The sequence below is a fragment of the Flavitalea sp. genome (assembly GCF_035489435.1).
Taxonomy (GTDB): domain Bacteria; phylum Bacteroidota; class Bacteroidia; order Chitinophagales; family Chitinophagaceae; genus DATHKG01.
Genome location: NZ_DATHKG010000044.1, coordinates 1 through 15,455 on the forward strand (window position 1 = coordinate 1; position 15,455 = coordinate 15,455).

10 protein-coding genes are annotated in these 15,455 nt (G+C 41.9%); 1 reads left to right on the forward strand and 9 read right to left on the reverse strand.

The features are described 5' to 3' along the window. Window positions 1–500: 500 nt before the first annotated feature. Window positions 501–2,516: a polyphosphate kinase 1 gene (ppk1, locus tag VK664_RS07160; RefSeq protein WP_461397947.1), complete on the reverse strand. Its 2,016-nt coding sequence runs from the start codon at window positions 2,514–2,516 to the stop codon at window positions 501–503. Next, on the reverse strand, window positions 2,510–3,334 hold the full coding sequence (locus VK664_RS07165; protein WP_461397948.1) for a phosphatase PAP2 family protein: 825 nt from the start codon (window positions 3,332–3,334) through the stop codon (window positions 2,510–2,512). Before VK664_RS07165 ends, ppk1 begins: the two co-directional genes overlap by 7 nt. A gap of 118 nt (window positions 3,335–3,452) precedes the next feature. On the opposite strand from VK664_RS07165, the gene VK664_RS07170 reads away from it, so the two are divergent. Further along, window positions 3,453–4,550 (forward strand): D-TA family PLP-dependent enzyme, encoded by a 1,098-nt coding sequence (locus tag VK664_RS07170; RefSeq protein ID WP_461397949.1) that lies wholly within the window; start codon window positions 3,453–3,455, stop codon window positions 4,548–4,550. A 22-nt stretch (window positions 4,551–4,572) separates the two neighbouring features. Here the strand turns inward: VK664_RS07170 and VK664_RS07175 are convergent, their stop codons facing one another. From VK664_RS07175 to VK664_RS07205, 7 genes are all read right to left on the reverse strand, one after another. Then, complete coding sequence (locus VK664_RS07175; RefSeq protein WP_461397950.1) at window positions 4,573–5,850, reverse strand: MutS-related protein; 1,278 nt, start codon at window positions 5,848–5,850, stop codon at window positions 4,573–4,575. A gap of 39 nt (window positions 5,851–5,889) precedes the next feature. Then, window positions 5,890–6,606 (reverse strand): sterol desaturase family protein, encoded by a 717-nt coding sequence (locus VK664_RS07180; protein ID WP_461397951.1) that lies wholly within the window; start codon window positions 6,604–6,606, stop codon window positions 5,890–5,892. A 228-nt stretch (window positions 6,607–6,834) separates the two neighbouring features. Next, the gene (locus VK664_RS07185; protein WP_461397952.1) at window positions 6,835–9,222 is read right to left on the reverse strand and encodes an ABC transporter permease; all 2,388 of its coding nucleotides are present in this window, start codon (window positions 9,220–9,222) and stop codon (window positions 6,835–6,837) included. Window positions 9,223–9,567: 345 nt separating this feature from the next. Continuing rightward, window positions 9,568–10,749, reverse strand: a complete 1,182-nt coding sequence (locus VK664_RS07190; protein ID WP_461397953.1) for a glucuronyl esterase domain-containing protein — start codon at window positions 10,747–10,749, stop codon at window positions 9,568–9,570. Between the two features lie 136 nt (window positions 10,750–10,885). Further along, window positions 10,886–12,817 (reverse strand): ATP-binding protein, encoded by a 1,932-nt coding sequence (locus VK664_RS07195; protein WP_461397954.1) that lies wholly within the window; start codon window positions 12,815–12,817, stop codon window positions 10,886–10,888. A gap of 8 nt (window positions 12,818–12,825) precedes the next feature. Further along, complete coding sequence (locus tag VK664_RS07200) at window positions 12,826–13,404, reverse strand: YfiR family protein (protein ID WP_461397955.1); 579 nt, start codon at window positions 13,402–13,404, stop codon at window positions 12,826–12,828. Continuing rightward, window positions 13,401–15,212 (reverse strand): TonB-dependent receptor plug domain-containing protein, encoded by a 1,812-nt coding sequence (locus tag VK664_RS07205; protein ID WP_461397969.1) that lies wholly within the window; start codon window positions 15,210–15,212, stop codon window positions 13,401–13,403. Before VK664_RS07205 ends, VK664_RS07200 begins: the two co-directional genes overlap by 4 nt. Window positions 15,213–15,455: the final 243 nt, after the last annotated feature.

Here is a 15,455-nt window from a genome sequence, read left to right on the forward strand (position 1 = left end):
AGTTGGGAGTGGGATTGTGCCTTTGCGCGGCCTTCGTACCGTGGTCGGAGTTACTGAAGCCGATCAGGGCGATACTGCAACCAGCACTTGAAGAAACCCTAACAAAGCTGATCAGGGCAAAAAAGCCGATCGGAGACAACAACCACTCCCAGCATGAGCAAAGGTATTAACCACGGGACACAGCCGCAAAAAGGCACAATCCAGCTCCCAACGGTGCGAAGAAGCGACCAAAAACTGTTGCATAATAATGCTGGTAAACAAAGAAAGCAAACCAGCATATCGTGCCGTGCCCGGAGTTACTGAAGCCGATCAGGGGAGAACAAGCACCAGCACTTGAAGAAACCCTAACAAAGCTGATCAGGGCAAAAAAAGCCGATCGGAGACAATCCCGCACGTGCGGGACATGAACAAACGTATTAACCACGGGACACAGCCGCAAAAAGGCACAACCCCGCCCCCAACGCAGCGAAGAAGCGACCAAAAACTGTTGCATAATAGTGCTAGTCCTGTGCCCGGAGCGACAGGTAATTATGAATCTCAACCTGTGAACGAATCGGCGCTTCATCATCCTTAACAGGCACATTATTCAATTCCTGGTCAATCAATACAGCCTGTACATTATCCTGTAACTGCAATTCAATCAGCCTGTACATCTCCATCTTTAAATCGGGATCCAGTATCGGGAAACAGACTTCTATCCGGTGGTATATGTTACGATTCATCCAATCAGATGATCCCATATACATATTCAATTGTCCCTTATTCTCAAAAATAAAAATGCGGCCGTGCTCAAGATATCTGTCAATAATCCGGTGGACAGTGATCCTTTCACTTTGACCTGGCATACCTGGTACCAGGCGACAAATACCCCGGACTAAAAGTTGAATCTTTACTCCTGCATTAGAAGCTTCATACAGTTTCAATATGAGTGATTCTTCTTCGAGGTTATTCAGTTTTATGATTATTGATGCGCTTAATCCTTCAATTGCATTGTTGATCTCCCGATCGATCATTGACACAAACTTTTCGTACAAATTAAACTGTGCGACCAGGAGGAAATCCAATGGCATATCAGCAGCCTGTTTGATCTTTCTTTCGTGTATAAGGATCTGAAAAAGTTTATGCAGTTCTGACAGCATTGGTTGATGCGCGGTCAACAGGGTATGATCGGTATAAATGCGTGCCGTATTCTCATTAAAGTTTCCGGTTGATAGCAAACCAATCATTGGCAGATCACCCTTTCGTTTTATCAGGGCCACCTTGGCATGAACCTTCAATTCATTTTCACTATACACTATTTTTATCCCGGCGGCTTTCATTGATTTTGCCCACCGGATATTATTGGCTTCATCAAAACGGGCTTTCAGTTCCACTACAACATATACATCTTTTCCATTTTTTGCCGCGCTTATAAGTGCATGACCGATGCGCGAATCATTTGCTATGCGATAAAATGTTATGTAAATCTGTTCGACATTATTATCTAGCGCCGCTTCGTTAAAAAAACGATGTATACAATCATACGAATGATATGGAGAATGAACCAACCTGTCCTTCTCCATAATTATGTTAAACAATGTCTCCCTGAAGCCTGCTTTTACATTAATCAGCGGGGGCTGCAAAGGATATTCAAAAGACTTGTCTTTTAATGGGATACTACCAAAATCTTTAAGGTTATGATATCGGCCACCAGCGACAAGTGCAGACTTTTTTAGGTCGAACCTTTCTCTCAGGCGATCAATCATTATCCTGGACATCCCGGGATCATAAAGGAACCTTGTTGCCTTACCGCGATCTCTTTTTGATAACTCTTTCTCAATAAGATCAGCCGTATCCTCTTCGGCGTTCTCAATAAGTTCGAGAGAAGCATCTCTGGTCAGTTTCACATTGTGACCACCAACTACCTGCGATTCCCTGAATATAAATTTGAGTGATTGATCAATAATATCATCAAGCAGTAAAATATAGCTTCGGTTGTTTTTGCTGAAAACCTGGAACCGCGGTAAATGATTGGAAGGAATATTAATAATCCAGGCAAATAACTGATCATTCTTCCGGGTTAATACAGCTTTATATAAGTGATTATTAACCGGGAAAAAATCAGACTTTGAGTCAACACTCTCTATATGAATATATCCCGCAACCTGGTTTAGAAAATAGTCGGCGACCTGGTCATGTAATTCACCGGGAATTACGGTGTCATACAAAAATATCAAACCGTTCTCTTCCATCGCAGGAATCAGTTCCCGACGGATCAGATCTCCATACATTTCCAGGTGCCTGTTAATAATGTTCCTGATCTGTCCGAGGATCTCCCGATCTTCATCAGTAGCCTTTTTTTTATTATAGGTCGGTATTCTTACCCGATAAAACTCATCAAGGTTTGAAGAATAAATTGCCAGGAAACGAAATCGTTCCATAAGAGGAACTGTTGGCCTTGCAGCCTCAGCGAGCACTCTTTCATTAAAAGATAACCAGCTTATATCCCTGTTAAAAAAAATCCTGTCATTTACCATAACTGTTTTGGTGGCTGCTTTTTGTTGTTATTTTTCCAGACAGCTTTTGTAACAAAATGTCCGAGCGCTGAACCTAACACTACATCGCTGGCCCAGTGACGGTTTTGATAAATCCTGGAAGTGGCTGTTAAACCTGCAATTGCATAAGCGACGATGGGAACCCACTTGGTTTCACGGTATTCCAAAGCCAGCGCCGTAGCAACAGTAAATATCGTATTACTATGTCCTGATGGGCTGGAAGTAAAAGATTTATGTGTAAATGGGAGACCATAGTCCCAGCTGGATTCAGACTTATCAGGCCGGCCGCGTCTTATTATCAGCTTGCTTGTAGCATAAATCAATGTTGAGATAGCCAGTGATTTAACTCCACCCAACGCCACACTTTGCATACGCTTTTCCTTTGTTGCGAGGCCGGCGACATACATAACCGGAAAAAGATATACGCCATAGAAATTTCCAAACGGCTCTACTGTTTTCGCTGTTTCGGTGGCTATAGATCCCTGGTTCGCCAGCACCATATGCCTGATCTCCCAGTCAGCAGCCATCGTTGCAGCTGTCACCCCAAGAAAAATTGAAAATTTTCCCCAATCATTCCCGTTCCAATGCGCGGGCCGGCTCACTACATGTTTCAGATCCGTCCAGTAACCGATAATATAGCTCTTATTCAGTTTATACAGCTTACGGGTCAGATAGGTGGTGTCTTTGACATGGATGAATTGTGCGCTGTCTTTATGAACCCGTGCAGGTTTCGTGGTATCCTGCGCGTTAGCGCTAATGGCGATTAGAAAAAAGCAATATATACCTGGCCGAAATCGCAAAAGACTTTTTTTAATGAATTAAATTTATGGAAAGCAGCGTTTCAAAAATAAGTGTTTTACCGTGGTGAACCGAGAACTAATCCGGATCTTCGATATATTTATATCATAAAAAATAACAGTGGAAACCGACAATAGGATCAGTAACGAAGACCAGGTGGACTCACCTGCCCTGCTTGTGTATCCGGACATAATAAAACAAAATATTGCAACAGCTGTCAATATAGCCGGTGGCCCCGCAATGTTGAGACCCCATGTCAAAACTCACAAGATGGTGGAGATAACCCGGATGCTTATGAATGCCGGGATAAATAAATTCAAATGCGCTACAGTTTCCGAAGTTGAAATGCTGGTTATTGCCGGAGCCGGGGATATACTGCTTGCTTATCAGCCAACAACTGTAAAAGCAAAAAGGCTGGCACAAATAGCTGAAGCCAACCCTGATAAAACATTTGGATATCTTGTCGATAACCACCAGTCTGCGGACGAGCTCCATACAATCTTCCAGGGTAAAAATCTTGAAAGCTGGATCGATGTAAATGTTGGAATGAACCGGACCGGTGCAAGTCCCGAAAATGCTTTAGAGCTCTACAATTATTGCAAAAAACGTAACTACAAAGTCCCGGTGGGCCTCCATGCATACGATGGACATATTCATGATACTGATTTCAAATTACGCTATGAGCACGCTGAAAAGGTTTTTAAACTAATCACTGAATTGCAATCACAGATCGTCAGACAAACCGGCGAAACCCCGGCAATCATTTTAGGCGGCACTCCTTGCTTTCCCTACTATTCCAAACGGCAAAATATCGAAACAAGTCCTGGCACCTTCGTCTTCTGGGACCAGGGTTACAAAACGATGCTTCCCGATATGAAATTTGAAATTGGGGCGATGTTACTAACCCGCATTATTTCTATTACTGATCCTGTAAAAATTTGCCTTGACCTTGGTCACAAATCCATTGCTGCCGAGGGACCGCTGCCAAGGATATTTTTTCCGGATCATCCGGATGCTAAAGTCTTAGGTCAGAGCGAGGAGCATATGGTTGTTGAAGTGAAGGACACTACCATTCATAAGATCGGGGAAGCCTGGTACGGCATACCTACACATATTTGCCCAACGGTGGCTTTATACGAATCGGTTTATGTAGTGGAGAATAACAAGGCTTCATCCAACTGGCTGGTTATTGCAAGGGACAGGAGAATCACTTATTAATAATGAACTGGTATTTTTTTGTCTAAAGCTGCTGAAATAATAACAGGCCCAACCGCACTTCGTTTTTACCGGGAAAAAGCTGATATGTAAAAACCGGTTTACCCTCTTTGATAAAGGTTTCTATATAATTATACTGTATATAGTCATGTTCAATTTCACCTGCCAGTTGGATGTTATGAGAAGAAATCAAGACGAGGCTATAGCCGGGATGATTCAATCGCTCAATCAGGATAGCCGCACAGTCCACTGCATCGTTTATGTTGGTCCCACTTAACACTTCATCAAATATGGCGAAACATTGTCTTCCGGCTGTAATTGAATCGAGAAGCATCTTTACTTCCATGATTTCGTTGTAAAATTGACTATACCCTTTTGCCAGGTTATCGCCGGAAGAAATATGAATCCCGATGTCATCATAGAAAGGCATTTCAGCAGAAGCAGCCGGTACCGGAAAACCTGAATGAGCAAGACATACAATTGTGCCTACCGTTCTGAAGAACGTTGATTTGCCAGCCATGTTTGCGCCTGTAAGAAAAACCAGCTTAGTATCATCAGCAACTTTGAAATCATTTTTGACCGGTTTACTGAGCAACAGATGATAACCGTTCCGGATCTTAAGTTGTTTGGACCGATCAATGACCGGGAAAACGAGTTTTGATTCCACAGTAGTTTTAGCAATGGAGCAAAATGCTTCCAGCCTAAACAAAGCATCGAGGAGCTGATTGAACTTATCGTGGAAATGATTTCTGAGAAAACTATCCACTTTCAGGAAATATGCGGCCCCGGCCTTCTGGAGGTCCCTTTGAAGAAGTTCCCGGATAAATGGCTCATCCTGGCATGCCCTGATAGTTTCAATAATGTTTTTTATAAGACCTGGCATGGGGCCGGTCTCCAGCTGGTTCAGGCTCTTAATACTTTTTAAAAATATTGCAAGCCTTATGATGTTTGATCTTATGAAAAGAAAGGTTGGATTTTTTGACAATGAAAAGCGCAGAAATACATTGAATGCCACCTCCCCGGATTCGATAACAAGGTTTAACCTGAAATATTCCCCGAGATAAATTATGTCTGTATTATACAACCATAGATCCAGCTGACCAGGATTTCCAATAGTATATTGGAGAGCTTTATGGAATTCAGCTATTTCATCAGTAGAGCTTTTCTTATCAGTTAGCATTTCTTCCAATGCAAACGATCCGCCGTTGGTACGGGTATGATTAAACAAATCAAATACAGAATTGTTTCCTTTTGCATTTCGCAAAAGATTACAGTCTTGGATGGTCTGCTCGCTGTAACGCATCAGCGAAAATCAGCAATTAGGTTGAAAATAAAGCGTTAATTATTCAACAGTCTGTCGCCTTGAGTCTGAGATGATAGTCCCGGTTCCTGACCTGGCAGGGCCTTTTTCCGGCCTGGGCTGCAAATTATCTTCCCGGCTGAACATAGTGCCAAAAACCCGATCCCATAGAGTGGTACTGACACCGAAGCCGAACTCTTCGTTTTTATAATGATGGAGGTGATGATTACGCCACAACGATTTCATCCATTTAAATGGAGGCTTCCAGGCATGTATGGCGTAATGCATGGAGCCATATAACAGGTAGCCAAGAACGAAACCCGGGAAGAAAAAAAACACATGCTGTTCAAGTCCCAAAAAACTGCCTATTACATACATCAAAGAAAAAATTGCCGTAGACAAGATAAGACTTGGCAAAGGTGGCATAAACAGTCGTTCTTTATCCCTGGGATATTCATGATGGTTACCATGGATAACATAAACAATCTTTACTGCAGTTTCATTTTCCGCCATATAATGAAAAACAAATCTGTGCATAATATATTCAAAAAAGGTCCAGAAGAACATCCCGCTAAAAAAAGAAATAGCCATAAATAATGGAGAGATACCGAATGATTGCTGTCCGGAATATAACAGGAAAGCGATTATCGGGACATACATTCCCCAAATTATCAGTGGATGACTCTTAGTAAAAAACTCCAATGCCGGATTTCGGAATAGTTGGGCCTGGCCTTTATTATAAATCTTGCTAAATTTCATTTCTGCAAATTTTCGCGGTTAAAATAATATGTAAATGTAAATGGAAAAAGCTGTCACCCCGCCATTTCCGGGCCGGGGAATCAGGTACTGTATGTAAGTGTTACAAATCAGCGCGACTTGTTTTCATTCAATATATAGCAGACTTTGGAGAAATCTTTAGTAAATATCAATAAAAAACCTGGTAATTGTTTAGATTACCAGGATACAATTTTATTTTATTTTTTTTTGTTATTCGGTTTTCAGACTTTTCACCGGGTTAAGTAAAGCTGCCTTCATAGACTGGTAACTAACGGTGAGCAGGCTGATGAAAATTGCAGCTACACCGGCGGCGATAAATATCCATGCGGACAATTTCGGATGGTAAGCATAATTTTCAAGCCAGCCGTTCATATAATAGTATGCGATAGGTACCGCAAGAAGCAGCGATAAAAAGACCAGTCCTATAAAATCTTTTGAAAGCAATTGCCACAGACTTAGCACGGAGGCGCCCAATACCTTTCTTACCCCAATCTCTTTGCTTCTTTGCTGGGCTACAAATGAAGCCATTCCAAATAAACCTAGGCAGCTGATAAAAATTGCCAGTCCGGCAAAAAATCCTGCCAGTTTCCCGATTCTTTCCTCGTTGCCAAATTTCCGGTTATATTCTTCATTCACAAATGCGGGTCTGAATTCATAATCGGGATGATATTGCTTAAACATTTTCCCGAGTTGTTTAAGGGCCTCAGGAATTGGTATTGAAGGATTCAATTTAACAATCATCACACCACCGGATTCTTTATTTAACCGGTAAACCGAAGGGCGCACAGCAGCATAAGGCGACTCGAGTATAACATCTTTTACTACACCGACAACCTGGAATGCCTGGCCATCCCAGGTGACTGTTTTTCCTTCAGCCTTATTTCGAAATCCCATAAGATTAGCTGCCGATTCATTCAAAATGAGTCCTAAAGAATCTGTTTTGAAATCCGGCGAAAAGTCACGGCCCTCAAGGAATTCCCATCCTATTGTTTTGCCATAATTATAAGACACTGAAGTATTCGGAAACTCAACGCCTATTGAAGGATCCTTACCTTCCCATTCAAAACCTGTACTTGTTGAGTTAACATCTGTTGCCGGGGCATCCGCCTCGGTCATTTCAATAATCACATTTGATTTTTTCAGTTGCTCACGTATTACATCATAGTGAACATGCATTGCCGGCCCTGGCATTCCAAACATAAGCAGGCCTTCCCTGTCATATCCCACAGGCCGATTTTTAGCGTATTGAATCTGCCGGAATACAACAATCGTCCCAATAATCAAAACGATCGAAACGGTAAACTGTACAACCACCAGTATTTTTCGGGGCAAAGCAGCAAACCTCCCCTGCTTGAAACTTCCCTTCAAAACCTTTATTGGTTTAAATGAAGAAAGATAAAATGCAGGATAAATTCCTGCAACAAATCCTGTCAACAAACAAAAGCCAAGGCACACCAACCAAAAGACTGGTTGTGTCCACAGCAACTTCATTTGTTTGTCTGAGACTTCGTTGAATAAGGGAAGAGCAGCCTGCACCAGTATCAGCGAAACGACAAATGCGAGCACAACATACAAAAGGGATTCACTGAAGAACTGGGCAATCAACTGTTGCCGCAATGAACCGATTGTTTTGCGGATGCCCACTTCCTTAGCCCGTTTTTCACTCCTCGCGGTACTTAGATTCATAAAATTGATACAGGCCAGGACAAGAACGAAAATACCGATTGTAAGAAATAGCCAGATATATTGAATACGTCCCCCTGTATTCACGCCATTTTTAAACTCATCGTACAAATGCCATTTGTTCATCGGGTGAAGATGTAGCCTGGGATTTAGCCTGGCGAGTTTATTGTTCACATGTTTTAGCCGAACATCCCTGATGGCGGCTGATGTATTTTCCAGACCTGCATTATCTTTTAATTGCACGAATGTTGTGAAAGCGTTGGGCCGCCAGGGATCTTGTATATTCTTAACCCAGGGAGTATTATTAAAGTATAATTTCCATGGTGCTATAAATTGCAGTTCATTCAGTGTGGAATTTGCGGGGATGTCTTTATAAACCCCGGTCACTTTTACATCAAGCGACCGGTCCATTTTAATAATTTTACCAACTGGGTCTTCTCTCCCAAAAATTGTTTTAGCCGCTGTTTCAGAAAGCATAATTGAATTGGGATCAGACAACCCATTCTGAATTCCTGAGATCATAGCAAGGGACAACATCTTACCTGCATCTTCCTCCATATACATACCATGGTATTCAAATCTGTTACCCGAAACCTCCAATGCATGATCCCATATACCCGAAGCCAGCACTACATTTTCAAAACGATCTGCATAGTCGTTTCGAAGAACTGCAGCAAGAGGATAGTTTGTCCAGGGATGTGTTTCTATTTTTCCATTGTTCTCAGTACTATGCATTACCCTCGCTATCCTGTTGTAATTCGCAAAAGATTTGTCATAAGACAGCTCGTCCCAGATCCAAAGCCCGATCAGGATAGCCACAGCCATTCCTACTGCGAGTCCTGATATATTTAGTATCGAGAATGTTTTATTTGAAACGAGGTTCCGCCAGGCAATTTTGAAATTGTTTCTTATCACGTTTAACAGAATTATGTTAACAGAATTATGAATTATGAGTTATGAATTATGAAAGGAGTGTATGAATTCTTCAATTCATTATTTCATTTCCAGAATTCATAGTTTCATTTCCCATAGTCAGAGTTCTACGATATTACCAGTACACAAACACGTACCGGACCATAATTACAATACACTGATAATCAGCAAAATAAGAGCGTTCCGATAACTATAAACTGTTCGCTATCGAACAGTCAATGCACGTTTAAGAGAATTATGAATTATGAGTGATGAATTATGAAACTTAGTGATGAGATCAACATTTCATCATTTCATATTTTACTTTCATAACTCATAATTCATAACTCATAATTCTTTTAAGTGGTATTTGACAAATTTTACAAACTGGGTCCAGTCATATATGGTAAGATCGTGTTCACCTGTTCTCAGGTGATATCCGAGTGATGACTCTATTACCGGGGTTTCGGGTGGAGGCATATTATCACCAAGGCCCGATTTCAATTTGTAAAGAGAGTATACTTTTTCAGCTTCTTTTAACGCAAGGAAAGTTCCCTTGGGATCTGCCCAAAGATCTTTAGTGGCATTAGTAACATATACTGGTCTTGGTGCGATAAGACCGATCAGCATATGTTGATCAACCGGCAATTGGTTGATGCTGTCATTGAATTTTTTATAGTTATCGTTAAACCAATAAGGAAAACTTGTATTTATTCTTTTAACTGTTTCACCAAACATTCTTCTTGATAAAGCTGCGCCGGTATTACCTGAACAATTGGAAAAAACATAAGCAAAACGCTGATCCTGCGCGCCTGCCCAGAGTGAAGCTTTGCCGCCTCTTGAATGACCAACCACGGCAACTTGTTTAGGATCGACCTGGTTAACTGTAAGCAGGTAATCCATTACACGGCTTGCCGCCCAGGCCCAGGCCCCTACTGCCTTCATACCATCAGCGGCTTTAATCTGTTCAGGGTAAAGTTGTAACACACCCTCCTGGTAATGTTCCAAATTGTCGGGTGCAGCATCACTAACATGGAATGCCGCAATTGCATAACTGCTGTCAATAACCATTTCGGCTGGCCAGAATGCTGACTTCATTTTGCGTGTAACATCAATATTATCCATTCCGCGGTTATTGATGAGAATAAATGCCGGTACAGGCTTGCCTGCCTTTGCAGGCAGAAATAAAACGACATTAACAGGAAGCATTTCGCCTTTTCTCCAGACTTCAATCCTCACTTGTTTCATGTGTGCCTTGCCTGACATAGCAGTGTAATCTGCATTTACCAATATAAAATTTATGCTGTCATAAGTTTTGGGCATCTGGCCATAAACGTTTTTGCTAAACAAATAAAGGATCTCTTTTCTTCTCAGGTTTTCCCACTGATCAGTTGTTGTGATTTTTTTATTTTCCAGACTCATAAAAGGGTCAGGTAGACTATAGGCAGGAACTTTAGACTCATCGTAATTCTGGGCTGAAGCTTGTAAGAATAAAAAAGATAAAGCAAGAGTGAAGACTGGTATTTTCATATTAACTGGTTAAGAATTAGAGATCAATTGACCCGGTTAAACTGACGATTAGACTGGCGGTAAGATCGATGGTTAGATCGCCGGTTAGCCAGGCAAAATATAAATAAATTACTGTAGTTCATATTCCGTACCGGTGTTATTTATGACGCGCATTATCCTCAGAACCGGAATGCATTGCCCCGGTGAATTGCCTGTGTAAAGGAAGATATATGCAAAACATTGTGCCTTCTCCGAGTTCACTGTTTACCGTTATATGACCATTGTGGTTGTCCACTATTTTTTTACATAAAGCGAGGCCTATACCTGTACCCGGATATTCCTCCTTGCTATGCAGTCTTTGGAAAACCGAGAAAAGGTTGTGCGCATATTCCTGCGAAAATCCAATACCATTGTCCTTAAATAACAGTGATACATATTCGCTTTCCTTGTTCAGGCCATGGAAAAATTTGATATTGGCTCCCGTAACAATAGATGAAGAAATTGAAATGACCGGCGTGCGATCTGAAAATTTCAATGAGTTGCTCATCAGGTTTGAAAAGAGTTGATTTAGCTGAAGTTCATTACCGGCTATCTCGGGCAGGTTGTCAACTGAAATCTGAGCCTGCTTTTCATCGATAATCAACTCGAAGTCAGTAATAACTTTCCTTACCAATTCAGCGAGACTCACGGTCACAAAGGCTTCATCGACATTGCCGAGCTTGCTGTAATGTAATACACCTGTTATGAGATCTGCCATTCTGGAAGCTGAAGAAATGACCTTGGAAACTGTTTTCTGGAATTGTGGTTCGCCGCCCAGTATTTTTTGAAGCTGCGATGAAAATATCTGGATTTTTCGGAGCGGTTCCTGCAGGTCATGCGAAGCCACATATGCAAACTGTTCAAGATCACGGTTTGAATGTTCCAGGGAAAGATTGAGCTTTTTCAGTTTCTCGTTCCCTTCAATGATAGCTGTGATATCGTGACCGATTACCAGCACGGAATAAACCTGGTTATCTGCATCACGCAGTGGGATAAAAAAGTTCTCGAGAACAGCATTTGAGATCTGAGATTTGTAATTTGGATTGTGAACAATAACACCCGTTACGGCTTGTTGTAAATCCCGGTACATCTGGCTTGCTTCGATTTGCGGAAAAACCGCGGCGATATTTTTTCCCAATACCTGTTCTGTTGTAACATTATAAATTTCCCTGCCGGACTTGTTGAGAAGCATGTAATTCAGACTGGTATCAAAAACAGCAATTACATCTACGGAAGAATCAATAATAGCTTCGGAAAATTCTGTTTGAAGTTTGAGTTCAAGATTGGCCTTTTCTAATTCAGCCGTTCGTTGATTTACTTTCATCTCAAGAGCCTGGTTAAACGAAGTAATTTCTTCGTTTTGCCTTTCAATCTGATCGAGCATATTGTTAAAGGCGTCAGTAAGCAAACCGAGTTCATCATCTTCATACCGTTTTGCCCTTTCAGAATAGTTTTGTTTTATTGAGATATTTTCGGCTGTTTTTGACAGAGACAAGATCGGTTCAGAAACACTTCGCTGAAGTCGCCGGGAAAGCAGGTAAGCAACAAGGATCGCCAGGCCAAAAACCAGCATCCCGGTTATTATATAGTTCAGCGTTGTTTGATAAATGGCTTTCAGATCAGATTTGAGATACAATGTACCTACCCTGATATTGCCCTGAACCACGGGGGCAAAACCTTCCAGGTATGTTCCAATATATTTATACCCTTCAGCTGCGGGGTGCAACGGGATATTATATAAAGCGATGGTATCGGGGTAACGGGCAAACACTTTCCCGGTAGTATCATACAGGCAGGCTGCTACTATATGTTTTTCAGCCATCAGTGCCTGGAGCGTTTCTGTGGCATCTTTCACATCATCAAAAGCCAGCGCTGCAGTGCTATTGGCAGCTATTATTTCTCCAAGTGTTGATATTTTTGTTTTTTCATTTTCTTTAAAGGCAAAAAACTGATATGCAACAAACGCAGAACAGGTGAGAAAGACGACGACGCCACTCGTGACTAACACGATTCTCATTATCTTTTGCTGAATGGTAGATTGCAGTTTCATATTTGGCGTTACTCAACTATATCCGCCAGCCTTAAAAGCTTGGAACTAATATTTAGTTCTGCGGTTTTTGCAACAGTTGGATTGATTTGAAGTTTAATTTTATTTTCCTGCATTACGAACCTGATCATTCCTCCTGAATTGGCAAAACCTGCCGCGTCGCTTACCGTTAGCATATACTTATTTTTGGTGGCAGCCGGAGATCTTAGAAATTTCTGTGCTTCAGTCTCTGAAATAAAAAGTATATGACAGGTGGAAAGGTCTTTTATATTGCTGTACCGCCGGACTATTATAGGATGTTCCTTCACTTTTTCTCCCGCTACTGTTACATCAATCACAGACCTGAACGGATCTTCTCCGAGAATCCCTACAACAAAGGGAGCAGTATTATTTGCAAATGCTTCTTCTGGCCATTCAACAAACTGCGTAAAATTGTACAGAAATACAGCCTTGATATTATATTCTCTTGTACGCGTTTGCTGAGCTTGCATACCGGATGATGCAAACATAAGTATAAAAGCGAATGCCGCAGCAACCCACCATCGCAGGCAACCGGACCGAAACATTATATTACTCCCAAATCTTCTCACAATCTTAAAGTAAGTTTTGCATAAACACTTCTGGGAATATTCAGTTCATCAAATTCAGTATGATCCTTGCTGTATAAGTTCTGACCAACCACTGCCAGTTCCAGGAATTTCATGGTATATGCCAGACGGGCGTCAAAAGTAAAATAACCAGGTACCGTTGAAGTTGCTAAAGTTGCCGGGAGATAATCCAGATACCTGGCAATCACATCGAGGTGTAAGCCGGCTGGCAGTTGAGTGATGGACTGTAGCATGACCTGGTTGTTCACATCATTTGACAGATGAGAAGGATCAAGAGCCTGGCTTGATAAAGATTTCAGTTTTATGTCAAAATAAGAATAACCGCCTCTGAGCTTCCAGGTGTCAAGGAGCTGGTATGAGCCGGAAAATTCACAGCCCCAGGCCCTCGCTTCAGAACCGTTTTTTACCTCGTAGGTGAGAGTCCCCGATTTTGGCTCAAGACTATAAACATCACTATATACATTATAAAAAGTGGCAATAGAAAATGTGGACCTTGAACCTGAAACCAGCCGGTGACCTAATTCGTAAGCAAGTACTTTTTCCGATCTGAAGTTTGGACCTCCAACTATACTAAAGGCTGTTGGTGGTTGTGGGACTGCCGGAGAAAAGTAATCTACATCCACCCGGCTCGGCGTTCTAACGGCCCGTGTAACGGAGGCCCACATGCTATTTTTATTATTTATTGACCAGGCAAACCTAATTCCTGGTTGCCATTCCATGCCGGTATATACATTATTAATAAGCTTGGTACCCAGGCTCAGTTTCAAACTTTGAGATAATGAAATTTCGTCCTGTATAAATGCTGTTAAAAGATCGAGATTTTTTGTTGATGGAAGTATTGCGATAAACGCATTAGTCGATATAAATTCATCTTTCACCCGCCGGTATCCTGCACCGGTTGAAATAGTATGACGTTTTGCAAGCGGAAAACGGTATTGAAAATCCAGGTCTATAGTTTTTATTTCATCGGATGTCATCCCCGGCGCATCACTTTTATAATACCGGTCATAGTAGATTTGAAACATCAGGTCCGAACTATCAGAAATTTCACGTCTCCATCTTGCGAGCACGTTCTGTCCATTGAAGTCTGAATAGTTGTCACCCGTTTTGACTGTGCCGCCATAATAATCTCCCTGGACTGTATAATTATCGGATTTATTACCTTCCCAGTCTATTTTGAAGCCACCCTGCGTGTTCCTCCATTCATCCTGAAAATCTGATCCATCAGGGTTTTTAGTTGAATTGCGGTCATAATGCTGACCATACAATTTATAGGTGACCTTTTTTCCCAGTTTTCCACCCCACCGGAGCGAAGCCTGATCTTTTACAAAAGTACCCGCCTGGACGGATGCGTAAAGTCCCTGAGTTGCGGATGTTTTTTTAGTTACAACATTTATCAACCCGTTTACAGCATTGGCTCCCCAAAGTGCGCCACCCGGACCGCTAACCACTTCGATTTTTTCAACATCTTCAAGCAAAACATTTTGAATATCCCAAAATACCCCGGCAAAAAGTGGGGTGTATACAGTCCGGCCATCTATCATCACTAACAGCTTATTGGAAAAAGGAGCGTTGAAGCCTCTTGAGCCAATAATCCAGGCATTCGAACGCTGTTGGGCCACCTGGAGATTGCTCACGAGTCTCAGGGCTTCAGCAAGGTTAGACGCGCCGGAATGTCGAATGTCGTCTCCTGAAATAACCTGGACCGAAGAAGGTGCGCTAGCGAGTTTCTGTGGCGACCGTGATACCAGCGACACCTCAATTTCCAATAACTCCTCAACTGATAACATTTTCAACTGCTGAGGTGAAAGCGAATCCTGTTGTTGAGCAAACAGACCTTGGTCAGTCAGCAGCCAGCTGCTCAATAAAATGATCCTCCAACAAAAGAAACGGACTGTGCTACACCCAATGCATGGTAGTAACGCAAGGGCGTTCTGGTACAGCCGTAAAGGGTTTGCGACATTAAAATTCATTTCTACGTTTTTAATAGGTTATCACCCGGAGGCCGGATGAAGCATGGAAATTAAATTGCT

Bases quoted from the DNA above. Each gene is read 5' to 3' on its own strand.
- ppk1 (WP_461397947.1), bottom strand. From the start codon at position 2,516: ATGGTAAATGACAGGATTTTTTTTAACAGGGATATAAGCTGGTTATCT.
- VK664_RS07175 (WP_461397950.1), bottom strand. From the start codon at position 5,850: ATGCGTTACAGCGAGCAGACCATCCAAGACTGTAATCTTTTGCGAAAT.
- VK664_RS07180 (WP_461397951.1), bottom strand. From the start codon at position 6,606: ATGAAATTTAGCAAGATTTATAATAAAGGCCAGGCCCAACTATTCCGA.
- VK664_RS07190 (WP_461397953.1), bottom strand. From the start codon at position 10,749: ATGAAAATACCAGTCTTCACTCTTGCTTTATCTTTTTTATTCTTACAA.
- VK664_RS07195 (WP_461397954.1), bottom strand. From the start codon at position 12,817: ATGAAACTGCAATCTACCATTCAGCAAAAGATAATGAGAATCGTGTTA.
- VK664_RS07205 (WP_461397969.1), bottom strand. From the start codon at position 15,212: ATGTTATCAGTTGAGGAGTTATTGGAAATTGAGGTGTCGCTGGTATCA.